The following is a 22192-nucleotide window of genomic DNA, read 5'->3' as shown; positions in this document are numbered from 1 at the left end:
CCCGCAGCACCGGCGTGCAGCCCGCGCCGGGCCACGACGGCCTGCGGGCGCTGGCCGCCGCGCTGCCCGCCCGACTGCGGCTGGGCACCTCGTCGTGGACGTACCCCGGCTGGAAGGGCCTGGTGTGGGCGGGCGACCACTCCGAAGCGCAGCTCTCCAAACAGGGACTGCCCGTCTATGCCCAGCACCCGCTGCTGCGCACCGTGAGCATCGACCGCAGCTTCTACCGCCCGCTCACCGCCAGCCAGTACGAGCGCTATGCGTCCCAGGTGCCTGCTGACTTCCGCTTCGTGGTCAAGGCGCCCAGCCTGGTGACCGATGCGCTGGTGCGCAGCGAGGACGGCCGGGGCCGCCAGCCCAACCCAGCCTTCCTGAACCCCGGCCTGGCGCGCAGCGAGTTCGTGGAGCCCGCCCTGCAGGGCCTGGGCCCCAAGCTGGGCGCGCTGGTGTTCCAGTTGAGCCCCCTGCCCCTGGCCCAGCTCGACCGCCTGCCGGTGCTGCTGGAACGCCTGCGCGCCTTGCTGCTGGCCCAGCCCGCATTGGCGCCCACAGCGCCCGACGGCGTGATCGCCATAGAGGTGCGCGACCCCGAATGGCTGACCCCTGCCTTCGCCGCCGTGCTGCGCGAATCCGGCGCCACCTACTGCCTGGGCCTGCACGCCCGGATGCCGCCTTTGCCCGACCAGTTGCCCGTGCTGCGCGCCCTGTGGCCCGGCCCGCTGGTGTGCCGCTGGAACCTGAACCCCGTCCACGGCCCCTACGGCTATGAAGACGCGCAGAAGCTCTACGCCCCCTACGACCGCCTGCACCACCCCGACCCGGACAACCGCGCCGCGCTGGCACGGCTCATCAACGCCGTCACCGGCGCGGGGCAGAACGCCTGCGTGACCATCAGCAACCACGCCGAGGGCTGCGCGCCGCTCACGCTGCGGGGCGTGGCCGAGCAGCTTGCCCGCCCCCATTGACGCAGGCGCGGGTGCAACCACCGGAAACTACCATTTTGATAGCTGCAGGTGCTTACCCCATAAGCGCTGGCGGCCTTTTTTACCCAAATTTCTTCATCAGCCAGCGGCGGCTTCGCGCAGGCTTTCGACCAGCGCGCGCAGCGCGGCCAGGTACGAATGCGGGCCCAGGCCCTGCACCGTGCCCTTGACGGCCGGCGAGATGATGGAGTGCGCGCGCCAGGCCTCGCGCGCGGCGATGTTGGACATGTGGACCTCGATCACCGGGAAGGGCATGGCCTTGATCGCGTCGTGCAGCGGCACGCCATGCTGCGTCAGCCCTGCGGGGTTCACCAGCGCGCCCTGGGCCGCGTCGATGTGCGCGTGCAGAAAGTCGATCAGCGCGCCTTCATGGTTGGACTGCAAAGTGGCCAGCTCCACGCCGAGTTCGGCGGCGAGCTTTTGCAGCCGCTCGTTGATCTGCGCGAGCGTGGTGGTGCCGTAGATGTGGGGTTCGCGGCGGCCGAACAGGTTGAGGTTCGGGCCGTGGAGGACGAGGATTTTCATGGGATGCGTACGCCAGGTGCATTACTTGCGGATGCGGGCCAGCTCGTCGTTGTAGAGCTTGACGAGCGCCGGGTCGTAGCTGGCGGCGAACTTGTCCACCACGGGCTTGGCGATCTTCTGCATGCGCTGCTGCTCGGCGGGCGACAGCTCGTTGTACTGCATGCCCTTGTCTTTCAGCTCGCCCACGGCCTTCTGCGCGGCGGCGCGGCTGACCTGGCGCTGGTAGCCGCGCGCCTCGTTGGCGGCGTCGTGCATCATCTTCTGCTCGGCAGGGCTGAGCTGGTCCCAGAACTTCTTGCTCACCAGCACAATGTTGGCGGCGTACACGTGGTTGGTGGCGCTCAGGTACTTCTGCACCTCGTACATCTTGTTCGACAGGATCACGGCGAACGGGTTTTCCTGGCCGTCCACCGCCTTGGCCTCCAGCGCGCCATACAGCTCGGCGAACGGCATGGGCACGGGGTTGGCCTTGAACGCCTTGAAGGTGTCGAGGAACACGGGGTTGGGGATCACGCGCAGCTTGAGGCCGTCGAAGTCCTCGGCGCGGGCGATGGGGCGCTTGCTGTTGGTCACGTTGCGAAAGCCCAGGTCCCAGTAGCCCAGGGCGACCAGGCCCTTCTCGGGCAGCCTGGCGATCAGCGCCTGGCCCAGCGGGCCGTCCAGCAGCGCGTCGGCCTGCTCGAAGCTGCCCACGGCAAAGGGAAAGTCGATCAGCCCGAACTCCTTGACGATGCCCGCCAGCGACGTGGTGGCAGGCGCGGACATCTGCTGCACCCCGCCCTGCAGGGCCGACTGCTGCTGCAGCTCGTTGCCCAGCTGCGAGGCCGGGAACTCCTGCACCTTGAGCTTGCCACCGCTCTTGGCGGCCAGCAGCTCGGCAAAGCGCTTGACGCCGAAGCTCACCGGGTGGTCGGCGTTGTTGAGGTGGCCGAAGCGGATCACGCGCTCCTGCTGGGCGGCGGCGGGCAGCGCCAGCAGAAGGGACAGGCCGGCGGCGGCCAGGAGGCGGGCGGTTTTGTTCACGGGGACATCTCCATCAGGAAGGGAAAGGCCATCGTAGAAAAAAGTGGAAAGTGTTTCCATGGTGGAAACCCTTTAACATCCATTGCCCCATTTCAACCCGCACGCACCGAAAGCCCCCGCCATGAGCAGCATCGTCGAGCGCAGCTTCAAAGTCCTGGAACACCTGGCACGCCACCCCGAGGGCACGGCGCTGTCGAGCGTGGCGTCCGCGCTGGACATGCCCCTGAGCGCCACGCACCGCCTACTGGGCGAGCTGGCCCGCTGCGGCTACGTGCGCCAGGACGGCAGCCAGGGCAACTACCTGCTCACCATCAAGCTGGTGTCGCTGGGGCTGGGTTTTTTGAGCGCCAGCGGCATCGTTGACATCGCCCAGCCGTTGCTGGACCGGCTGGCCGCCGAGTCGGGCGAGCTGGTGCGGCTGGCGGTGGTGGACGGCGACGCGCTGACCTTCGTCGCCAAGGCGCAGGGGGCCGTGCGCGGCCTGCGCTACGACCCGGACATGGGCCTGTCGGTCAACCTGTCGTGCAGTTCGGCGGGCCACGCCTGGCTGTCCACCATGACGGACGAGGAGGCCCTGGCCCTGGTGGCCCGCCAGGGCTTTGGCAGGCCCGAGGACTACGGCCCCAACGCGCCCACCACCGTCGGGGCCCTGCTGCCCTACCTGGCGGCGGCGCGCGAGCGCGGCTTCAGCATGATCGTGGAAGTCTTCGCGCCCGCCATGAGCGCCATGGCCGCCCCCATCCGCAGCAGCCACGACGGCGCGGTGATCGGGGTGGTGACCATCGCCGGGCCGCTGGTGCGCCTGAGCGAGGAGCGCATGCACGCGCTCGGCCCGGCCCTGCTGGCCGCCACGCGCGAGCTGGCCATGGCCAGCAGCGGGTCGGCACTGCTGCGCAGGCGCGGCCAGGGCGTCTGACCGCCCTGACGCTATTTATTTGATAGCTGCCAGCGCCTGTCAGATACGCTCTGGCGGCCTTTTTGAGCCTTAACCGGCCCGCAATGCCGCGCGCAGCTGCGCGCCCACTTCGGGCCGCTCGGCGAACGGGTCGGCCGGGTTCTCGATGCGCAGGATGCTTTCCATGCGGCTTTGCACGTTGCCCAGCGCGTGCGGGTGGCTGAAGACGTAGAACTGGTCGGCCGCGATGGCGTCGAAGACCTTCTGCGCCACCTCGGCCGCCGTGACCTTGCCGCTGGTCACGGCCTTGGAGATCATGGCCTGGCCGATGAGCTGGCTCTGGGTGGGCTTCTCGTCGGCCATGGCCTGCGGGCGGTTGCGCTCGCTCTGCGTGATGCCGGTGGGCACGAAGTACGGGCACAGCACGCTGGCGCTCACCTGGTCGGTGACCAGGCGCAGGTCCTGGTACAGCGTCTCGGTCAGGCTGACCACCGCGTGCTTGCTGACGTTGTAGATGCCCATGTTGGGCGGCGTGAGCAGCCCCGCCATGCTGGCGGTGTTGACGATGTGGCCCTGGTAGGCCGGGTCGGCCTTGGCGGCGGCGAGCATCATGGGCGTGAACAGGCGCACGCCGTGCACCACGCCCCAGAGGTTGACGCCCAGCACCCACTCCCAGTCGGCCACGATGTTCTCCCACACCAGGCCGCCCGAGCCCACGCCCGCGTTGTTGAACACGAAGTGCGGCGCACCGAAGCGCTGCTGCACGTCGGCCGCGAGCTGCTCCATCTGCTCGGCGCTGGACACATCCACCTTGCGCGCCAGCACCTGGCTGCCTGCGGCCTGCATCTCGGCGGCGGCCTTGTCGAGCGCGTCCTGCTGCACGTCCACCAGCACCAGGTTCATGCCCAGCTTCGCGCCGATGCGCGCGCATTCCAGGCCGAAGCCCGAGCCCGCGCCGGTGAGGACTGCCGTTTTGCCCTTGAAGTTCTCGATCATGTGGATTCAACCTTTCGCAATGTGTAGCCAATACGGGGAAAGTGGACGTGTACCGTGCCCGCGCGCGCGTCCTGGCGGCGCAGCGTGTAGCGGGTGCGTGTGGCGGCGATCAGCTCGCCCTCGGTGGGTTCGGTGCCGAAGCTCTCGGCGGCGATGGCGACCCGCGCGCCCAGGGGGATGCCGTGCTCGTCCTGGAACACGTCGCCCGGCAGCGGCAAGGGGTCGGCCCCGGCGGCGACGGTGATGGCGTCCGCCGCGCTGAACTTCTCCATGCGGCCATGGCCGATGGCGGCCATGCGGTCCATCCACTCCAGCACGGCGGGCGTGGCGCCAAAGATGTCGGCCATCACCGGCACGCACTGGCGCGTGAACCACAGCGGGTGGTAGGCCGAGAAGTCCGCCAGGCAGGGCTCGGTACCGAACAGAAAGTCATGCTCCTCGACCATGTGGGCGATGCGGCGCAGGTACGAGCGGTAGGCCGCCGCGGCGTCCTGCGGTTGCGGGGCGGGCATGCCCGCGCGCATGGCCCGGCGGTCGTCGCCAAACGCCTGCAGCACGGCGGGCGGCAGGTGGGCGAACAGGACGGCCGCGCCCCGGGGCTGCAGGTTGTAGGCCATGGCGGCGGCGAAGAGCGTGGTGTCGGCCCACTGCGCGAACACGCGCGCCACGCCCTTGAGGTGCGGCGGGTAGAGCACGGGCTCGGGCTGCTCGTGCTCCAGCACGTCGCAGATCAGGGCCGTGTCGCAGTAGATGTCCGCCCCGATCTGCAGGAACGGCGTGCGGCGGTAGCCGCCGGTGAGCGCGACCACGTCGGGCTTGGGCGCGATGCTGGGGACGATGACGGACTTCCACGCCAGCTGCTTGCGGCCCAGCACGAGCCGGACTTTTTCGGAGAACGGCGACGAGGGGTAGTGGTGCAGGATCAGGTGGCTCATGGCGTTCTCCGCATGTCGATCCGCACCGATGCCCGGCTCAGATCAGTTTCACCAGTTGTTTGCCAAAGTTCTTGCCCTTGAGCAGGCCCAGGAACGCCTCGGGCGCGGCGGCGATGCCCTGGGCGATGCTCTCGCGCGGGCGCAGCTTGCCGGTGCCGACCAGGGTGCCCAGCTCCTTGAGCGCCTCGGGCCAGACCTCGGGGTGTTCGCTGACGATGAAGCCTTCGAGCTTGATGCGGTTGACCAGCAGCAGTTGCGGATTGGCCAGCGGCAGCGGCTGGCCGTCGTAGCCCGCGATCATGCCGCACAGCGCGATGCGGGCGAAGGCGTTGGCGCGCAGCAGCACGGCGTCGAGGATGTAGCCGCCCACGTTCTCGAAGTAGCCGTCGATGCCGTCGGGGCAGGCTTGCTTGAGCGCCCCGGACATGGCCTTCACGTCGCCATGCTCGCGGTAGTCGATGCAGGCATCGAAGCCCAGCTCGCCGGTGGCGTACCGGCACTTGTCCGGCCCGCCCGCGATGCCCACCACGCGGCAGCCGCGCGCCTTGGCCAGCGCGGCAAAGGCGCTGCCCACGGCGCCCGTGGCGGCGCTCACCACCACGGTTTCGCCTGCCTTGGGCGCGATGATCTTCACCAGGCCATACCACGCCGTCACGCCCGGCATGCCCACCGCACCCAGGTAGTGCGACAGGGGTACGTGGGTGGTGTCCACCTTGCGCAGCACGCCGGGCTGGCCCGCGTCCACCACGCTGTATTCCTGCCAGCCGCCCATGCCCGCCACCTTGTCGCCGGGCGCGTACTTGGGGTGGCGGCTCTCGACCACCTCGCCCACCGTGCCGCCGATCATGACCTCGCCCAGCGGCTGGCTGGCGGCGTAGCTCTTGCTCTCGTTCATGCGGCCGCGCATGTACGGGTCCAGGCTCAGGTAGTGGTGGCGCACCAGCACCTGGCCGTCCTGCAGCGCGGGCGTGTCGGTGGCGACGAGCTTGAAGTTGCTGGCCGTGGCCTCGCCCTGTGGCCGGTTGTCGAGCAGGATTTGTTGGTTGCGGGGCATGGTTTACTCCTGTTTTGATAGCTGTCTGTGCTTATCTGGTAAGCGCTGGAGGCCGATTTGGCTTGGAATTCAGTCGGTAGAGAGCCGTTGGAGGTCGTGGGCGCTGCGCCCATCCACCGGCAGGCGCTTGACGTATTTGAAGGTGCCGGTGGCATGGCTGCACACGCGGCCTGCGGCGTCATACACCGTGCCTTCGGTGAATGCCAGCGTGGCCGTGCGGTGGATGAGACGCCCCCTGGCCACCAGCGGCCCGCGCGAAGCCTGCATGAAGCTGGTCTTCATCTCGATGGTGACCACGCCCAGGTCGGGCGTCTCGCTGCGCGCGGCGGTGGCCATGGTCACGTCCAGCAGCGTCATGGTCGCGCCGCCGTGGGTCACGTCGAAGGAGTTCAGGTGCTCGGGCCTGGCCTCGTAGCGCAGCTCGGACTCGCCGCCCTCCATGCGGTGCAGCGTGAAGCCGAGGTGGCTGACGAAGGGGATTTCGACGCCGAATTTCAGCACGGCATCAGCCACCCGTGACCACGCTCACGCCGCCATCGACGGCCAGCCACTGGCCGGTGATGTGTTTGCCCGCGTCGGACGCATACAGCGCGCACAGGCCCTTCAGGTCCTCGTCGTCGCCCAGGCGGCCCAGGGGCGTGCCTTCGGCCAGCTTGGCCTCGCCCAGGGCCTTGAGCGTGCCCGCCGTCATCTTGCTGGGGAAGAACCCCGGGCAGATGGCATTGACGCGGATGCCGTAGTGGCCCCATTCGGTGGCCAGCGCGCGCGTGAAGTTGATGACCGCGCCCTTGGACGTGTTGTAGGCAATGGTGTTCATGCCCTTGGGGTTGCCGTTGAGCCCGGCGATGGACGCCACGTTGATGATGCTGCCGCTGCGCCGCCCGATCATGCTGTGCTTGGCGATGTGCTGGCTGAGGATGAAGTAGCCGCGCACGTTGAGGTTCATCACCTTGTCCCAGGCGTCCACGGGGTGGTCCTCGGCGGGCGCGCCCCAGGCAGCGCCTGCGTTGTTGACCAGGATGTCCACGTGGCCCAGGCGCTGCAGGCTCTCGTCGGCCAGGCGGCGGATGTCGTCTTCCTTGGCGCAGTCGGCGGCGATCCAGCGCGCGTCGATGCCAGCGGCCTGCAGCTCGACTGCGGCTTCTTCCAGGTCGGACGCCTTGCGCGAGCTGATGATGACCTTGGCGCCCGCCTCGCCCAGGGCATGGGCCAGTTGCAGGCCCAGGCCGCGCGAGCCGCCGGTGACCAGGGCGGTCTTGCCGGTCAGGTCGAACAGTTGTTGGATGGTGCGGGTCGTCATGGGTTCGTCTCCTTGAGGGTGCGGTTCATTGTGCTGCGCGGCACGGGCCAGCCGTGTCGCGCGCGTGATTTGCCAGGGGCGGCATGGCCTTAAAAGGCATCTTCGGGCAGTTGCGCGCAGGTGGCGTCGCGCGTGCTCACCACGTGCAGCCACGCGCCAATCTTGGGCAATTCATAATGGTAAAAATACCGCATAGCGCCCATTCTGCCTGCGCTGGCAGCTACTGAAAGCGTAGCATCCTGGCGCAGCGTGGCCAGCGCCACGTCCAGCCACATCCAGGCCAGCACCATGTGGCCGAAAGCCTGCATGTAGGGCACGGCGTTGGCCAGCGCCTCGGCGGGCTGGCCCGTGGCCCAGGCCGCCTTGGTGGCGGCGCCCACGTCCTGCAGCGCCTTGCCCAGGGCATTGGCGTAGGGGGCCAGCTCGGGCGCCTGGATGGCGCGTTCGATGGTGGCGTTGATGCGCCCGGCCAGCAGTTGCAGGCCCCGACCGTTTTCCATCAGCACCTTGCGGCCCAGCAAGTCCATGGCCTGGATGCCGTGCGTGCCCTCGTGGATCATGTTCAGGCGGTTGTCGCGCCAGTACTGCTCCACCGGAAAGTCGCGCGTGTAGCCGTAGCCGCCGTGGATCTGGATGGCGAGCGAATTGGCCTCCAGGCAGAACTCGCTGGGCCAGCTCTTGGCGATGGGGGTCAGCACCTCCAGCAGCAGGCGCGCCTCGTCGGCGGCCTCGGGCGTGCCGGTGTGCTGCTCGTCCACCAGCCGCGCGCAGAACAGGTTGAGCGCCAGCGCGCCCTCGCCGTAGCTCTTTTGCGCGAGCAGCATGCGCTTCACGTCGGCGTGCTCGATGATGCGCACCTGGGGCTGCGCGGCGTCCTTGCCGGATGCGCTGATCGCCCGGCCCTGGGGGCGGTTCTTGGCGTAGTCCAGGCTGGCGTAGTAGCCCGCCAGGCCCAGCATGGTGGCGGCCATGCCGATGCCGATGCGCGCCTCGTTCATCATGTGGAACATGCATTTCAGCCCCTCGCCGGGCTTGCCCACCAGGTAGCCGATGGCCCCCGCGCCGCCGCGCACCGGGTACCTGCCCTCGCCGAAGTTGAGCAGCGTGTTGGTGGTGCCGCGCCAGCCCAGCTTGTGGTTCAGGCCCGCCAGCGCCACGTCGTTGCGCTCGCCGGTCAACTGGCCCTCGGTGTCCACCAGCTTCTTGGGCACGATGAACAGCGAGATGCCTTTCACGCCCGGCACGGGCTTGCCGTCCGGTCCCGGTATCTTGGCGAGCACCAGGTGGACGATGTTCTCCGTCAGCTCGTGGTCGCCCGAGCTGATCCACATCTTGTTGCCGGTCAGGCGGTAGCGCGGGCCCAGCGGGTCGGCCTCGTGCCCCGCCCCGTCCGGCACGGCGCGCGTGGCCACGTCCGACAGCGACGAGCCCGCCTGCGGCTCCGACAGGCACATGGTGCCGGCCCAGCGGCCATTGAATTCATTGGCCGCGAACACGCTCTTCTGCATGTCCGTGCCGTGCGCCATCAGCAGGTTGGCGTTGCCCGAGGTGAGCAGGTTCGAGCCGATGCTGATCGACGCCACCGCAAAGAAGCTGCCCGCCGCCGCCTCGACCGTGTAGGGCAGCTGCATGCCGCCGATGTCGTAGTCCTGCGCGGCGGAGAGCAGCCCCGATTCGGCATACGCCTGGCGCGCGTCGTAAGTGGCCTGGGGCAGCACCACGCGCAGCGTGCCGTCGGGCTCGGCCACCGTGCGCGGCTCCTCGGTGTCCACGAGGCGGTTGAAGGGCGCGTACTTCTCGCGGGCGATGCGCTCGCTGGTGTCGAGCACGGCGTCGAAGGTCTCGCGGGAATGGTCGGCAAAGCGCTCGCGACCGCTGAGCGCGGCGGCGTCGAGCCAGTCGTAGAGCAGGAAATCGAGGGTGTTGCGAAGGGTGGTCATACGGGAAATTATCGGGATGCTGGCGGGCCGGGCATGTCCACTGGGTGACCGCGCCGTCCGCAAAAGAGGTGTGTAAACTGCCGCACAAGGAGGCACACATGGCTACCAACCTCGCTATCGACCCTGCCCTTCTGGACCGCGCCCTTCAAGTGAGCGGCGAACGCACCAAGAAAGCCGCCGTCACCAAAGCCCTGCAGGAGTTCATTGCCCGCCGCGAGCAGCGGCGCGTTGCCGACCTGCTGGGCAAGCTGGAGTGGGATCCGTCTTTCGACTACAAGGCCGAGCGGTCGCGCGGCAAATGACGCTGCTCGTTGATACCAGCGTCTGGTCTTTGGCCCTTCGCCGCGACGCGCAGGCGACCGAACCGCAGGTGCATGCACTCCAGGATGCCTTGTTCGGGGCCGAGGTCGTGGTCACGACGGGGCTGGTGCTTCAGGAGCTTTTGCAGGGTTTCATAGGTGCCAAGGCTCACTCCCAGATCATCGAACGGTTCTCCGCCCTGCCCCTGCTCCAGCCGGATCGTGACGACCATATCGCCGCCGCGGCCCTGCGCAATGCCTGCCGCCAGGCGGGCGTGCAGATCGGCACGGTGGACGCACTGCTGGCGCAACTGGCCATTCGCCACGACCTGACGCTTCTCACGACGGACAAGGACTTCACGCATGCCGCCAGGCATTGCGCGCTGCGCGTATGGCCTGCGCAAGCAGGGCTGGGTAGATAAACGCCAAAAGCTATAGGTATTTTTGGCATCTAGCGCTTGCCAGACAAGCGCCAGCAGCTATAAAAACAGAAGCAAAACGCCCCGCGCAAACCCTGTAGCCTGCGCGGGGCGTGCCAGCCACGGGGCCGGATTGTTTACAGCACCTCGAAGATGCCGGCAGCGCCCATGCCGCCGCCGATGCACATGGTCACGCACACGCGCTTGGCACCGCGGCGCTTGCCTTCGATGAGCGCATGGCCCGTGAGGCGCTGGCCGGAGACGCCGTAGGGGTGGCCCAGGGCGATGGCGCCGCCGTTCACGTTCAGGCGGTCATTGGGAATGCCCAGCTTGTCGCGGCAGTAGATCACCTGCACGGCGAAGGCTTCGTTCAGCTCCCACAGGTCGATGTCGTTGATGGACAGGCCCAGCTTTTTCAGCACCTTGGGGATGGCGAACACGGGGCCGATGCCCATTTCGTCCGGCTCGCAGCCCGCCACGGCAAAGCCCAGGAAGCGGCCCAGGGGCTTGAGGCCCTTTTTGCTGGCGTAGTCCTCGCTGGTCAGCACGCAGGCGCCCGCGCCGTCGCTGAACTGGCTGGCGTTGCCCGCGGTCACCAGGCCGCCGGGCAGCGCGCTGCGCAGGCCGCTGATGGCCTCCACCGTGGTGCCTTCGCGCGTGCCTTCGTCCTTGGAGACGGTGACTTCCTTGGTGATCAGACCCAGGGTCTTGTCGGCCACGCCCATGATGGTGGTCATGGGGGCGATCTCGTCGTCGAACTTGCCTGCGGCCTGCGCTGCGCAGGCTTTCTGCTGGCTGGCGGCGCCGTATTCGTCCATGGCCTCGCGGCTGATGTTGTACCGCTTGGCGACCTGCTCGGCGGTCTGGAGCATGCTCCAGTAGATCTCGGGCTTTTGCGCCATCAGCGCGGGGTCGATGGCCATGTGCTGGTTCACCTCCTGCTGCACGCAGGAGATGCTCTCCAGCCCGCCCGCAACCAGCACGTCGCTCTCGCCCGCAATGATGCGCTGGGCGGCCAGGGCGATGGATTGCAGGCCCGACGAGCAGAAGCGGTTGATGGTCAGGCCCGAGGTGGTGACGGGCAGCCCGGCGCGCGTGGCGATCAGGCGGGCGACGTTGCCGCCCTGCGTGCCTTCGGGCAGCGACATGCCCATGATCACGTCTTCGACCTCGGCGCCATCGACGCCCGCGCGCTGCACGGCGTGCCGCACGGCGTGCGCGCCCAGCGTGGGGCCATAGGTCATGTTGAAAGAGCCCTTCCAGCTCTTGGCGAGCGGGGTGCGGGCGGTGGAGACGATCACTGCGGAGGTCATGTGGATTCCTTTATTCGTTGAGGTTCGTTGCACGCGCGGGCGTCAGAAGGACTTGCCTTCGGCGGCCAGCTTGGCGAGCAGCGGGCACACGACCCATGCGCCGGGGTCGTCCAGCGGGTTCTTGGCGAAGCGCTTGATCGCCTCCACCACGTTGAACAGGCCCACTTCGTTGGCGTAGTTCATGGGGCCGCCACGGTGGATGGGGAAGCCGTAGCCGGTCAGGTACACCATGTCGATGTCGCCCGCCTTGCTGGCGATGCCGTCTTCCAGGATCTTCGCGCCCTCGTTCACCAGGGCGAACACCAGGCGCTGCACGATTTCCTCGTCGCTCACCTTGCGCGGCGTGATACCCAGGCTCTTGCGGTGGTCCACGATCATCTGCTCGACTTGCGCGTTCGGGATCGCGTCGCGCTTGCCCGCCTGGTAGTCGTACCAGCCCGCGCCGGTCTTCTGGCCATAGCGGCCCATTTCGCACAGCAGGTCGGCGGTCTTGCTGTATTTCATGCTGGCGAACTGCGGGTCGGTCGCGCGGCGCTTGCGGATTTCCCAGCCGATGTCGTTGCCCGCCAGGTCGCCCATGCGGAACGGGCCCATGGCGAAGCCGAACTTCTCGATGGCCTTGTCCACCTGCTGCGGCGTGCAGCCTTCGTCGAGCAGGAAGCCGGCCTGCTGGCTGTAGCGCTCGATCATGCGGTTGCCGATGAAGCCGTCGCACACGCCCGAGACCACGGCCGTCTTCTTGATCTTCTTGGCGAGCTGCATCACGGTGGCCAGCACGTCCTTGGCGGTTTCCTTGCCGCGCACCACTTCCAGCAGCTTCATCACGTTGGCCGGGCTGAAGAAGTGCATGCCCACCACGTCCTGCGGGCGCTTGGTGAAGGCAGCGATCTTGTCCACGTCCAGCGTGGAGGTGTTGGACGCCAGGATGGCGCCGGGCTTGGCGATTTCGTCCAGCTTCTTGAACACCGCCTCCTTCACGTCGAGGCGCTCGAACACGGCTTCGATGATCAGGTCGGCGTCCTTCAGGTCGTCGTAGTTCAGCGTGGTGGACAGCAGGGCCATGCGCTGCTCGTACTTGTCTGCCTTCAGCTTGCCTTTCTTGACCTGGGCTTCGTAGTTCTTCTGGATGACGCCGACGCCGCGGTCCAGCGCTTCCTGCTTGGTCTCCAGAATGGTGACCGGGATGCCCGCGTTCAGGAAGTTCATGGAGATGCCGCCGCCCATGGTGCCCGCGCCGATCACGCCCACCTTTTTGATGTCGCGCTTGGGCGTGTCGGACGGCACGTCGGGAATCTTGCTCGCGGCGCGCTCGGCCATGAACAGGTGGCGCAGCGCGCGGGACTCGGGCGTCCACATCAGGTTGATGAAGATCTCGCGCTCCACGGCCAAGCCGTCGGCGAACTTCTTCTTCGTGGCGGCCTCGACCGCGTCCACGCACTTGGCCGGCGCGGGGAAGTTCTTGGCCATGCCCTTGACCATGTTGCGCGCGAACTGGAAGTACGCATCACCCTGCGGGTGCTTGCAGGGCAGGTTGCGCACCAGCGGCAACGGGCCGCCCTTGGCATGTTCTTCGGCCACGCTCTGGGCGAACGCCAGGGCCTCCTCGGCCAGCGATTCGGGCGACGCGGCCATCTTGTCGAACAGCTTCTGGCCGGGTACGGCGCCGATCATCTCGCTCTTGACGGGCTCGCCGCTCACGATCATGTTGAGTGCAGCTTCCACTCCGATCACGCGCGGCAGGCGCTGCGTGCCGCCCGCGCCGGGGATGAGACCCAGCTTTACCTCGGGCAGGGCAATGGAGCAGCCGGGCGCCGCAATGCGGTAGTGGCAGCCCAGCGCCAGTTCCAGCCCGCCGCCCATGGCGACCGAATGCACGGCTGCGACCACGGGCTTGGCCGAATTCTCGATGGCGAGGATGACCGACAGCAGGTTGGGCTCCTGCAGCGACTTGTCGGTGCCGAACTCCTTGATGTCCGCCCCGCCGGAGAACGCGGCACCCGCACCCGTGACGACGATGGCCTTGACGTTTGCGTCGGCATTGGCCTTTTCCAAACCCTGGACGATGCCGACGCGCGTGGAGAGGCCCAGCCCGTTGACGGGAGGATTGGCCATCGTGATCACGGCCACATTGCCGTGGACTTGGTATTCAGCGGTCATGCTGCGATTCCTTGGGACGGTGATGAAAAAAGAAGCACGATCGAAAATAGTACGACCGTGCGAATTCATTGTAGGAAGGTTTGTGCTGCTTTGCAGCATGGGTTTGTCTCAAGCGGGACAAACCCTGCCGCAACATGCACCGGCGGGCGGCAGTCGCGTGGCGCGGCCTGCCCGGCGCTTCAGAACACGATCTTGGCCTCGTGCAGCTGTGCGATTTCAGCTTCGTCGAAGCCCGCGCCGCGCAGGATGTCGTCGGTGTGCTGACCCACGTCCGGAGCCTTGCGCGGTGCGACCTTGGCGGCGCCCTCCACATAGAAGGGGCTGCTGATGGTCATCATGGTGTCGTTCTCGAACGGCACCAGCACACCGGCGGCGATGGCCTGCTTGTCCTTCGCTGCGTCGTCCGGACTGGCGACGATCTCGAACACGATGCCGGCCTCGGTCAGGATGTCGCACCACTCGGCGCGGTCGCGCGTGGCGAAGGCCGCGTCCAGTTCGGCAATCAGCACGGTCGCGTGCTTGAAGCGGTCGCGCTGGGTCAAAAAGCGCGGGTCGGTCAGCCAGTCTTCGCGGCCCAGGCACTTGGCCAGCACCGGCCAGTGGCGGTCTTCGTTGAGGATGGTGAGGATGAGCCAGCGGTCGTCGCGGCAGCGGTACTGAATGGTCAGCGCGTTGAACAGCTTCTCGCGGGGCGGCCGGGGCGTGAAGGTGGCTCCGCACAGCGCGGCCTGCACCATGAAGCCGTTGGCCCAGATGCCGTTGGCGATCAGCGACGACCCCACCTGCATGCCCCGCCCCGTGCGGTCACGCTGGTACAGCCCCACCATGATGGCGCCAAACAGCGACATGGCGGACGGGTGGTCGCCCATGCCCGTCAGCGCGCGTGCGGGCTGGGCCGCTGCCTCGGCGCGCACGCCGTCCATCAGGCCGGACCGCGCCCAGTAGGCCGTCATGTCGAAACCGGGCTTGGAGGCTTCGTCCCCGCTCTCCCCGTAGCCGGTGAACGAGGCGTAGATCAGCCTGTCGTTCAGTGCCGAGAGCTTGTCGTAGCCCAGATTGAGTTTCTTGCGCACGGCATGCGGAAAGTTGGTGATGAACACGTCCGCCGTGGCCACCAGTTTGTGCAGCACATCCTGGGCCTCGGGCTTGGCCAGATCGAGTGCCATGCCGCGCTTGTTGCGGTTGTCCAGCAGCCAGCCATACAAATGGGGCGCAGAGGGCGCGCCGGGCAGGCGTGAAAGGTTGCGCCCCGCATCGCCCGCGCCGGGCGGCTCGATCTTGATGACGTTGGCACCGAAGTCGGACAGCACCGTTGCCGCCCCGGGGGCGGCGATATAGCTGCTGCAGTCAATGACCTTCAGACCCTCAAAGATATGGCTCATGGTTGTCTCCTCTTGTTTCTTCACGACCGCCTTGGTGGCCAACAGCGCAAAGGGGGTCAGACTTCAAGCCATTCCTTGCGGATGGCCGTGTCGGCACGCAGGCTGTCCGGCGTACCGTCGAACACGATGCTGCCGTGGCCCATGACCAGGGCGCGGTCGGAGATGGTCATGGCGATGGTGAGCTTCTGCTCGATGAGCAGCACCGAGATGCCTTTTTGCTTGAGCTTGAGCAGGTACTCGCCCACCAGCTCCACGATCTTGGGCGCCAGGCCCTCGGTAGGCTCGTCGATGATGATGAGGTCCGGGTCGCCCATGAGCGTGCGGCACAGCGTGAGCATCTGCTGCTCGCCGCCGGACATCACGCCCGCCTCGGTATGCTGGCGCTCCTTCAGGCGCGGGAACATGGCGTACATGTCGTCGAAGCTCCAGCGGCTTCCCTTGCCATTGCCCTTCTGGCCCAGAAGCAGGTTCTGGTGAACGGTGAGGTTGGGGAACACGTCGCGGCTCTCGGGCACGTAGCCCAGCCCCAGATGCGCGATCTCGTAGGCTTTCTTGCCCGCGAGGCTCTGGCCCTTCCAGTCGAGCGAGCCCTCCCAGTGCACCAGGCCCATGATGGCCTTGGCGGTGGTGGAGCGGCCCGAGCCGTTGCGGCCCAGCAGCGCGACGATCTCGCCGGGCTGCACGTCGAAGGAAACGCCGTGCAGCACGTGGCTCTTGCCGTAATAGGCATGCAGGTTGTCGATTTTCAGCATCAGTGCCCCCCTTCCTGCTGCGCTGCGATGACGGAGCCCAGGTAGGCCTCCTGCACACGCTGGTTGGCGCGCACGTTCTCGGGCGTGTCGAAGGCGATCACCTCGCCATAGACCACCACCGCGATCTTGTCGGCCAGGCCGAAGACCACGCCCATGTCGTGCTCCACGGTCAGCAGGGTGCGGCCCTCGGTCACCTCCTTGATGAGGCGGATGAAACGCGCAGTCTCGCTGTTGCTCATGCCGGCCGTGGGCTCGTCCAGCAGGATCACGCTGGCGCCGCCCGCGATGGTCACGCCGATCTCCAGCGCGCGCTGCTCGGCGTAGGTGAGGTTGATCGCCAGCGTGTCGCGCTTCTTCTCCAGGTGGATCATCTCCATGAGCTGCTCGGCGCGCTGGTTGGCGTCGTGCAGTTGCGACAGAAAGCGCCAGAAGGCGTAGCGGTAGCCCAGGCTCCACAGCACGCCGCAGCGCAGGTTCTCGAACACCGACAGCTTGGGGAAGATGTTGGTGATCTGGAAGCTGCGCGACAGGCCCATGCGGTTGATCTCGTAGGGCCTCATGCCATCGATGCGCGCGCCGTGCAGCAGCACCTCGCCGCTGGTGGGGCCGAAGCGACCGCTGATCAGGTTGAACAGTGTGCTCTTGCCCGCGCCGTTGGGGCCGATGACGGCCACGCGCTCACCGGCCTGCACGGCCAGGTTGGCGCCCCGGATGATCTCGGTCTTGCCGAAGGACTTGCGCAGGTCGCGCAGCTCCAGCGCGTAGCCGCTGGCGTTGTTCGCAGTTGCGTTGTCGTGGGTCATTCAGTGCGCCTCCCCGCGTTTGGTCTCGTGCTCGATGTATTCCTGGATGGCGCCCCATTGCCGCGCGAAACGGCGGCGAAACACCTCCAGCACGCCCACACCCACGGCGAACAGGACACCCGCGACAACCCAGGACGACAGCGCCTGGGCATTGATCGTCGTGCCCATGAACTTCAGCTCCGGCCCCAGGGCGGCGTTGAGCTGCAGGTGGTAGGTCATCTCGATCATCGCGGCCGCCCCCAGCACCGCCAGCACCGCCCCGACGGCCAGGCCCAGGTAGGGCAACGCCAGGGTGCGCAGCTTGCCGTACTTGGCCACGCGCAGGTTCATCATGATCAGGCTGGCAATACCGCCGGGCGCGTACATCACCATGAACAGGAACACCAGGCCCAGGTAGAGCAGCCAGGCCTTGGTCAGCTCCGACAGCAGGATGGATGCGAACACCAGCAGCACCGCGCCGATGATGGGGCCGAAGAAGAACGTGGCCCCGCCCAGAAAGGTGAACAGCAGGTAGCCGCCCGAGCGCAGCACGCTCAGGCTGTCGCCACCTGTGACGATTTCGAAGTTGATCGCCGCCAGCGCCCCGCCCACCCCCGCGAAGAAGCCCGCGATGATGAAGGCGAAGTAGCGCACGCGCTGCGTGTTGTAGCCGATGAACTCCACGCGCTCGGGGTTGTCGCGCACGGCGTTCAGAATGCGGCCCAGCGGAGTGCCGGTAAAGGCGAACATCAGCGCCGTGCAGATGAAGCAGTACACCGCGATCAGGTAATACACCTGCAGTCCGGAGCCGAAGTTCAGCCCGAACAGCGGCTTGCCGTACACCCGGTCGATGGTGATGCCGCCCTCGCCACCGAAGAACTCGGGGAACATCAGCGCCATTGCCGCCACCAGTTCGCCAATGCCCATGGTGATCATGGCAAAGGTGGTGCCCGACTTCTTGGTGGTGACGAAGCCCAGCACGGTGGCGAAGAACATGCCCGCCAACCCGCCCACGATGGGCATGAGCCACAGCGGAATGGGCAGCTCGCCCTTGCTCGCCATCTGGATGGCATGCACTGTGATGAACGACCCGAGCCCGGTATAGACGGCGTGGCCGAAGCTCAGCATGCCGCCCTGCCCCAGCAGCATGTTGTAGGACAGGCAGATGATGATGAGGTAGCCGATCTGCGAGAGCATGGTCAGCGCCAGGCTGCTTGTGAACAGGTGCGGCGCCACGGCCAGGGCCAGGGCGAACAGCGTCCAGACCACGAGACGACCGATGTTCAAAGGCTTGACCCGGTCGTGCGCGGTGGAGGGTGAAGTTGCGGAAGTCATGGCGTTCAATCCTCACGGGTACCGAGCAGGCCCTTGGGGCGGAAGATCAGGATCAGCACCAGGAACAGGTACGGCAGGATGGGAGCGATCTGCGAGATCGTGAGCTTGAGCAGCGGCCAACCGAATGTCTGCTCGCCCACCTGCACGCCCATGGCGCCCAATGCGCCTGCCAGCGAGTGGTCCAGCGCCACGGCAAAGGTCTGCACGATGCCGATGAGCAGCGATGCCAGGAAGGCGCCCGCCAGCGAGCCCATGCCGCCCACCACCACCACCACGAAGATGATGGAGCCCACCGACATGGCCATGGCCGGCTCGGTGACGTAGGTGTTGCCGCCGATGACGCCCGCCAGCCCCGCGAGCGCGCAACCGCCGCCGAACACCATCATGAACACGCGCGGCACGTTGTGACCCAGCGCCTCCACCATGTCAGGGTGCTTGAGCGCGGCCTGAATGACCAGGCCGATGCGCGTGCGCGTGAGCAGCAGCCACACCGACACGAGCATGAGCACCGCCACGAACATCACGAACGAGCGCGACTTGGGAAACTGCGTGCCGTACAGCGTAAAGAGCGGGCCTTGCAGCTGCGCAGGCAGTTCATAGGGCACCGTGGCACGGCCCCACACGAGTTGCACCAGCTCCAGGACCAGGTAGGAAAGCCCGAAGGTCACGAGCAGTTCGGGCACGTGGCCGAACTTGTGTACGCGGCGCAGGCTGAAGCGCTCGAACAGCGCCCCCAGCCCGCCCACGAGCAGCGGCGCGATGAACAGCGCAGGCCAGTACCCCACGATGCCCGAAAGCGTATATGCGAAGTACGCTCCCAGCATGTAGAAGCTGGCATGCGCGAAGTTCAGCACGCCCATCATGCTGAAGATGAGCGTGAGGCCCGAACTCAGCATGAACAGCAGCAGCCCATAGGCCACCCCGTTCAGCAGGGAGATCACGAAAAACTCAAGATTCATCGAAGCCTCTCAGGGGTATAAAAAAAAGGCCCGAGAAGAATCGGGCCTCGTTGCGTGCCACGGGCGGCCTTACGGACGCTTCATCTGGCACGACGTGGGCGTGCTGGCCACGTAGGGCTCGTAGTACTTCACGGGCACGAAGGTGTGGCCGGTGTTCTCCGAGTCCAGCGGGTACTTGCCGCCAGCCTTCTCCCATTTGGAGATGAACAGGCCCTGCTGGAGCTGGTGGTCGGCCTTGCGCATCTCGACTTCGCCGTTGAAGCTCTTGAACTTCAGGCCCTCCAGCGCGGCGGCAACCTTGACCGGGTCGGTGGACTTGGTCTTCACGAACGCCGCATCCAGCATGGAGAAGGCGTGAACCACGGAGCCGGTATAGAAGTCGTCGTTGAACTTCTTCTTGTAGTCGGCCACGAGGCGGCTGAACTCGCCCGGCAGGTTGGCGTGGGCATAGGACACCATGTACACGCGGCCCGCAGCCGCCGCACCCATGGCGGTGGGGCTGCCCGTGACGCCGCCGTAGTAGGTGTAGAACTTGACGTTGTTCAGGCCCGCGTCGTTGGCGGCCTTGAGCAGCAGCGCCAGGTCGGAGCCCCAGTTGCCGGTGATCACCGTGTCAGCACCCGAAGCCTTGATCTTGGCGATGTAGGGCGAGAAGTCGCGCACCTGGGCCAGCGGGTGCAGGTCGTCGCCCACGAACTCCACGTCGGGGCGCTTGCGCTTCATCATTTCCTTCGCGTACTTGGCGACCTGGTGGCCGTGCGCGTAGTTCTGGTTGATGAGATAGACCTTCTTGATCTCGGGAACGTCCTTCATGAAGGTGGTCAGCGCTTCCATCTTCATGGACGTGTCGGCATCCAGGCGGAAGTGCCAGTAGCTGCACTTGCTGTTCGTCAGGTCAGGGTCCACGGCGGCGTAGTTCAGGTACACCACTTCCTTGCCGGGGTTGCGGGCGTTGTGCTTTTCCAGCGCGTCCATGATGGCCAGCGCGGGGCCCGAGCCGTTGCCCTGCACCACGTAGCGCGCACCCTGGTCCATGGCCGAGCGCAGCGCGGCGGTGGTCTCTTGCGGGCTGAGCTTGTTGTCGATGCCGATGATCTCGAATTTGACGCCGGAATTGTTCTTCTTGTTGAACTCCTCGGCGACGAACTGGTAGCTCTTGAGCTGGTTCGTCCCCACGGCCGCCATCAGGCCGGAAAGCGGGTCCAGCCAGGCGATCTTCACGGTCTCGCCCTTTTGAGCGAAAGCCGCGCCAGCGCTTGCCAGGATTACCGAGGCTGCTACAGCCTTCATAGCGAACTTCATGGTTATCGTCTCCTTGTGAATCAATGCGCGCAGCGTACCGCGTTGCAACAAGAGCGACGCTCAGGGACTACCCCTAGCGGCGTCGCACCAGCGACTGCGGCGACGCGCCCCCGCGCACCGCCACGGTGCAAAAGCCAGCTTCAGAGGCCCGGCAGCTTGTAGCCCTGGAACTGCTCGCGCAGCTTGGTCTTGAGCATCTTGCCGGTGGCTCCGAGCGGAATCGCCTCGACGAACACCACGTCGTCGGGGATCTGCCACTTGGCGGTCTTGCCTTCGTAGAACGCCAGCAGCTCCTCGCGCGTGACCTCGGCGCCGGGCTTCTTGACCACGGCGACGATGGGGCGCTCGTCCCACTTGGGGTGCGGCATGCCCACGCAGGCCGCCATGGCAATGGCCGGGTGTGCCATGGCGATGTTCTCGATGTCGATGGAGCTGATCCATTCGCCGCCGGACTTGATCACGTCCTTGCTGCGGTCGGTGATCTGCATGAAGCCGTCGGCGTCGATGGTGGCCACGTCGCCGGTGGGGAACCAGCCCCGGCCCTGCGCGTCCTGGATGAGCGGGCTGGCGCCATCGAGCTTGTAGTAGCTGTCCACGATCCAGGGGCCGCGCACCAGCAGGTCGCCGTAGGTCTTGCCGTCCCAGGGCAGTTCGTTGCCGTCGGCGCCGACGATCTTCATGTCCACGCCGAAGATGCAGCGGCCCTGCTTGAGGCGGATCTTCATCTGCTCCTCGGCAGGCAGCGACAGGTGCTTGTTCTTGAGCGTACACAGCGTGCCCAGCGGGCTCATCTCGGTCATGCCCCAAGCGTGCAGCACTTCCACGCCGTACTGGTCCTGGAAGGCCGTGATCATGGCGGGCGGGCAGGCCGAGCCGCCGATGACGGTGCGCGTCAAGGTGCTGAACTTGAGCTGGTTCGGCGCCATGTGGCCCAGCAGCATCTGCCACACGGTGGGCACGCCGGCGGCGTAGGTCACCTTCTCGGCCTCGATGAGTTCGTAGATCGACTTGCCGTCCATGCCCGGGCCGGGGAACACCACCTTGCAGCCGGTGAGCGCCGCCGAGTACGGAATGCCCCAGGCGTTGACGTGGAACATGGGCACCACGGGCAGCACCGAGTCGCGTGCCGACAGGCACATCACGTCGGGCAGCGCCGAAGCATAGGCGTGCAGCACGGTGGAGCGGTGGCTGTACAGCGCGGCCTTGGGGTTGCCCGTGGTGCCGCTGGTGTAGCACATGCTCGACGCGGTGTTCTCGTCGAACTGGGGCCAGGCGTAGTCGGCGGACTGCGCGCCGATCCATGCCTCGTAGCTCGTGAGGCCCGGGATGCCGGTGTCCGCGGGCAGCTTGTCGGCGTCGCACAGCGCCACCCACTTCTTTACCGTGGGGCACTTGGCATGCACGGCCTGCACCAGCGGCAGGAAGGTCATGTCGAAGCACAGCGCCTGGTCTTCGGCATGGTTGACGATCCAGGCGATCTGCTCGGGGTGCAGGCGCGGGTTGATGGTGTGCAGCACGCGGCCCGAGCCGGAGACGCCGAAGTACATCTCCATGTGGCGGTAGCCGTTCCAGGCCAGCGAGGCCACGCGGTCGCCGAACTGCAGCCCGAGCGCGTCCAGCGCGTTGGCCAGACGGCGCGCCCGCGCGGAGAGGTCGCGGTAGGTGTAGCGGTGGATGTCGCCCTCGACCCGGCGGGAGACGATTTCGGCGTCGCCGTGGTGGCGTTCGGCGAACTCGATCAGCGACGAAATCAGCAGCGGTTGGCTCTGCATGAGGCCCAGCATGTGTGCTCCTTGGATGTTGTGGTGATTGGGGCGGCCATCGTAGCGCAGGGTGCCGGG

Annotated in this window: 21 protein-coding genes; 4 read left to right on the top strand and 17 right to left on the bottom strand. The window is 66.8% G+C overall.

Annotation, left to right across the window (positions count from 1 at the left end; translation table 11 throughout):
- The coding region (locus tag QM569_RS12325; RefSeq protein WP_414987530.1) for a DUF72 domain-containing protein at positions 1–965 on the top strand (965 nt) is incomplete at its 5' end.
- Between the two features lie 96 nt (positions 966–1061).
- On the opposite strand, the gene QM569_RS12320 is transcribed toward QM569_RS12325, so the two are convergent.
- Together QM569_RS12320 and QM569_RS12315 are read right to left on the bottom strand one after the other, a co-directional pair.
- Positions 1062–1508: a type II 3-dehydroquinate dehydratase gene (locus tag QM569_RS12320; protein ID WP_414987529.1), complete on the bottom strand. Its 447-nt coding sequence runs from the start codon at positions 1506–1508 to the stop codon at positions 1062–1064.
- A 21-nt stretch (positions 1509–1529) separates the two neighbouring features.
- Positions 1530–2531 (bottom strand): TRAP transporter substrate-binding protein, encoded by a 1002-nt coding sequence (locus QM569_RS12315; RefSeq protein ID WP_414987528.1) that lies wholly within the window; start codon positions 2529–2531, stop codon positions 1530–1532.
- Between the two features lie 121 nt (positions 2532–2652).
- Here QM569_RS12315 and QM569_RS12310 point away from each other — a divergent pair, with 121 nt between their 5' ends.
- Positions 2653–3447 (top strand): IclR family transcriptional regulator, encoded by a 795-nt coding sequence (locus QM569_RS12310; RefSeq protein WP_414987527.1) that lies wholly within the window; start codon positions 2653–2655, stop codon positions 3445–3447.
- A gap of 69 nt (positions 3448–3516) precedes the next feature.
- On the opposite strand, the gene QM569_RS12305 is transcribed toward QM569_RS12310, so the two are convergent.
- The 6 genes from QM569_RS12305 to QM569_RS12280 form a co-directional block, all read right to left on the bottom strand.
- Complete coding sequence (locus QM569_RS12305; RefSeq protein ID WP_414987526.1) at positions 3517–4422, bottom strand: SDR family oxidoreductase; 906 nt, start codon at positions 4420–4422, stop codon at positions 3517–3519.
- Positions 4419–5357 (bottom strand): glutathione S-transferase family protein, encoded by a 939-nt coding sequence (locus QM569_RS12300; protein ID WP_414987525.1) that lies wholly within the window; start codon positions 5355–5357, stop codon positions 4419–4421. The genes QM569_RS12305 and QM569_RS12300 overlap by 4 nt, the downstream gene beginning before the upstream one ends.
- 37 nt (positions 5358–5394) lie before the next feature.
- Positions 5395–6411: an NADP-dependent oxidoreductase gene (locus QM569_RS12295; RefSeq protein ID WP_414987524.1), complete on the bottom strand. Its 1017-nt coding sequence runs from the start codon at positions 6409–6411 to the stop codon at positions 5395–5397.
- Between the two features lie 69 nt (positions 6412–6480).
- On the bottom strand, positions 6481–6912 hold the full coding sequence (locus QM569_RS12290; protein ID WP_414987523.1) for a PaaI family thioesterase: 432 nt from the start codon (positions 6910–6912) through the stop codon (positions 6481–6483).
- Between the two features lie 4 nt (positions 6913–6916).
- Positions 6917–7711 carry an SDR family oxidoreductase gene (locus QM569_RS12285; protein WP_414987522.1) on the bottom strand — a complete coding sequence of 265 codons (795 nt, stop codon included), beginning with the start codon at positions 7709–7711 and terminating at the stop codon, positions 6917–6919.
- An 89-nt stretch (positions 7712–7800) separates the two neighbouring features.
- The gene (locus QM569_RS12280) at positions 7801–9651 is read right to left on the bottom strand and encodes an acyl-CoA dehydrogenase (protein WP_414987521.1); all 1851 of its coding nucleotides are present in this window, start codon (positions 9649–9651) and stop codon (positions 7801–7803) included.
- Positions 9652–9749: 98 nt separating this feature from the next.
- Between QM569_RS12280 and QM569_RS12275 the strand changes: the two genes are divergently transcribed.
- Positions 9750–9953 carry a type II toxin-antitoxin system VapB family antitoxin gene (locus QM569_RS12275; protein ID WP_414987520.1) on the top strand — a complete coding sequence of 68 codons (204 nt, stop codon included), beginning with the start codon at positions 9750–9752 and terminating at the stop codon, positions 9951–9953.
- Positions 9950–10372, top strand: coding sequence for a PIN domain-containing protein (locus QM569_RS12270; protein ID WP_414987519.1), 423 nt, complete (start codon positions 9950–9952; stop codon positions 10370–10372). Before QM569_RS12275 ends, QM569_RS12270 begins: the two co-directional genes overlap by 4 nt.
- A 134-nt stretch (positions 10373–10506) precedes the next feature.
- On the opposite strand, the gene QM569_RS12265 is transcribed toward QM569_RS12270, so the two are convergent.
- The 9 genes from QM569_RS12265 to QM569_RS12225 all read right to left on the bottom strand — a co-directional run bounded on the left by QM569_RS12265 (position 10507) and on the right by QM569_RS12225 (position 22135).
- On the bottom strand, positions 10507–11682 hold the full coding sequence (locus tag QM569_RS12265) for an acetyl-CoA C-acyltransferase (RefSeq protein WP_414987518.1): 1176 nt from the start codon (positions 11680–11682) through the stop codon (positions 10507–10509).
- A gap of 42 nt (positions 11683–11724) precedes the next feature.
- On the bottom strand, positions 11725–13839 hold the full coding sequence (locus QM569_RS12260; RefSeq protein WP_414987517.1) for a 3-hydroxyacyl-CoA dehydrogenase NAD-binding domain-containing protein: 2115 nt from the start codon (positions 13837–13839) through the stop codon (positions 11725–11727).
- A 179-nt stretch (positions 13840–14018) separates the two neighbouring features.
- Positions 14019–15221 (bottom strand): CaiB/BaiF CoA transferase family protein, encoded by a 1203-nt coding sequence (locus tag QM569_RS12255; RefSeq protein WP_414987516.1) that lies wholly within the window; start codon positions 15219–15221, stop codon positions 14019–14021.
- A 56-nt stretch (positions 15222–15277) separates the two neighbouring features.
- The gene (locus QM569_RS12250; RefSeq protein WP_414987515.1) at positions 15278–15973 is read right to left on the bottom strand and encodes an ABC transporter ATP-binding protein; all 696 of its coding nucleotides are present in this window, start codon (positions 15971–15973) and stop codon (positions 15278–15280) included.
- Positions 15973–16776, bottom strand: a complete 804-nt coding sequence (locus QM569_RS12245; protein ID WP_414987514.1) for an ABC transporter ATP-binding protein — start codon at positions 16774–16776, stop codon at positions 15973–15975. The genes QM569_RS12250 and QM569_RS12245 overlap by 1 nt, the downstream gene beginning before the upstream one ends.
- On the bottom strand, positions 16777–18090 hold the full coding sequence (locus QM569_RS12240) for a branched-chain amino acid ABC transporter permease (protein WP_414987513.1): 1314 nt from the start codon (positions 18088–18090) through the stop codon (positions 16777–16779).
- Between the two features lie 5 nt (positions 18091–18095).
- Positions 18096–19049, bottom strand: coding sequence for a branched-chain amino acid ABC transporter permease (locus QM569_RS12235; protein WP_414987512.1), 954 nt, complete (start codon positions 19047–19049; stop codon positions 18096–18098).
- 69 nt (positions 19050–19118) lie between these two features.
- A complete protein-coding gene (locus tag QM569_RS12230; protein WP_414987511.1) occupies positions 19119–20351 on the bottom strand; it encodes a branched-chain amino acid ABC transporter substrate-binding protein in 1233 nt (410 codons plus the stop codon).
- Between the two features lie 140 nt (positions 20352–20491).
- A complete protein-coding gene (locus QM569_RS12225) occupies positions 20492–22135 on the bottom strand; it encodes a 3-(methylthio)propionyl-CoA ligase (protein WP_414987510.1) in 1644 nt (547 codons plus the stop codon).
- Positions 22136–22192 lie beyond the last annotated feature (57 nt).

The sequence above is a fragment of the Acidovorax sp. genome (genome assembly GCF_047607405.1).
In the GTDB taxonomy this organism is placed as follows: domain Bacteria; phylum Pseudomonadota; class Gammaproteobacteria; order Burkholderiales; family Burkholderiaceae_C; genus Acidovorax.
The sequence above is the reverse complement of the archived record's forward strand: the minus strand, read 5'-3'. Positions and strand labels throughout refer to the sequence as shown.

Excerpts from the sequence above, each read along its gene's own strand:
- QM569_RS12320 (WP_414987529.1), bottom strand. The coding sequence starts at position 1,508 with ATGAAAATCCTCGTCCTCCACGGCCCGAACCTCAACCTGTTCGGCCGC.
- QM569_RS12310 (WP_414987527.1), top strand. The coding sequence starts at position 2,653 with ATGAGCAGCATCGTCGAGCGCAGCTTCAAAGTCCTGGAACACCTGGCA.
- QM569_RS12305 (WP_414987526.1), bottom strand. The coding sequence starts at position 4,422 with ATGATCGAGAACTTCAAGGGCAAAACGGCAGTCCTCACCGGCGCGGGC.
- QM569_RS12300 (WP_414987525.1), bottom strand. The coding sequence starts at position 5,357 with ATGAGCCACCTGATCCTGCACCACTACCCCTCGTCGCCGTTCTCCGAA.
- QM569_RS12295 (WP_414987524.1), bottom strand. The coding sequence starts at position 6,411 with ATGCCCCGCAACCAACAAATCCTGCTCGACAACCGGCCACAGGGCGAG.
- QM569_RS12285 (WP_414987522.1), bottom strand. The coding sequence starts at position 7,711 with ATGACGACCCGCACCATCCAACAACTGTTCGACCTGACCGGCAAGACC.
- QM569_RS12280 (WP_414987521.1), bottom strand. The coding sequence starts at position 9,651 with ATGACCACCCTTCGCAACACCCTCGATTTCCTGCTCTACGACTGGCTC.
- QM569_RS12275 (WP_414987520.1), top strand. The coding sequence starts at position 9,750 with ATGGCTACCAACCTCGCTATCGACCCTGCCCTTCTGGACCGCGCCCTT.
- QM569_RS12270 (WP_414987519.1), top strand. The coding sequence starts at position 9,950 with ATGACGCTGCTCGTTGATACCAGCGTCTGGTCTTTGGCCCTTCGCCGC.
- QM569_RS12265 (WP_414987518.1), bottom strand. The coding sequence starts at position 11,682 with ATGACCTCCGCAGTGATCGTCTCCACCGCCCGCACCCCGCTCGCCAAG.
- QM569_RS12260 (WP_414987517.1), bottom strand. The coding sequence starts at position 13,839 with ATGACCGCTGAATACCAAGTCCACGGCAATGTGGCCGTGATCACGATG.
- QM569_RS12255 (WP_414987516.1), bottom strand. The coding sequence starts at position 15,221 with ATGAGCCATATCTTTGAGGGTCTGAAGGTCATTGACTGCAGCAGCTAT.
- QM569_RS12250 (WP_414987515.1), bottom strand. The coding sequence starts at position 15,973 with ATGCTGAAAATCGACAACCTGCATGCCTATTACGGCAAGAGCCACGTG.
- QM569_RS12245 (WP_414987514.1), bottom strand. The coding sequence starts at position 16,776 with ATGACCCACGACAACGCAACTGCGAACAACGCCAGCGGCTACGCGCTG.
- QM569_RS12240 (WP_414987513.1), bottom strand. The coding sequence starts at position 18,090 with ATGACTTCCGCAACTTCACCCTCCACCGCGCACGACCGGGTCAAGCCT.
- QM569_RS12235 (WP_414987512.1), bottom strand. The coding sequence starts at position 19,049 with ATGAATCTTGAGTTTTTCGTGATCTCCCTGCTGAACGGGGTGGCCTAT.
- QM569_RS12230 (WP_414987511.1), bottom strand. The coding sequence starts at position 20,351 with ATGAAGTTCGCTATGAAGGCTGTAGCAGCCTCGGTAATCCTGGCAAGC.
- QM569_RS12225 (WP_414987510.1), bottom strand. The coding sequence starts at position 22,135 with ATGCTGGGCCTCATGCAGAGCCAACCGCTGCTGATTTCGTCGCTGATC.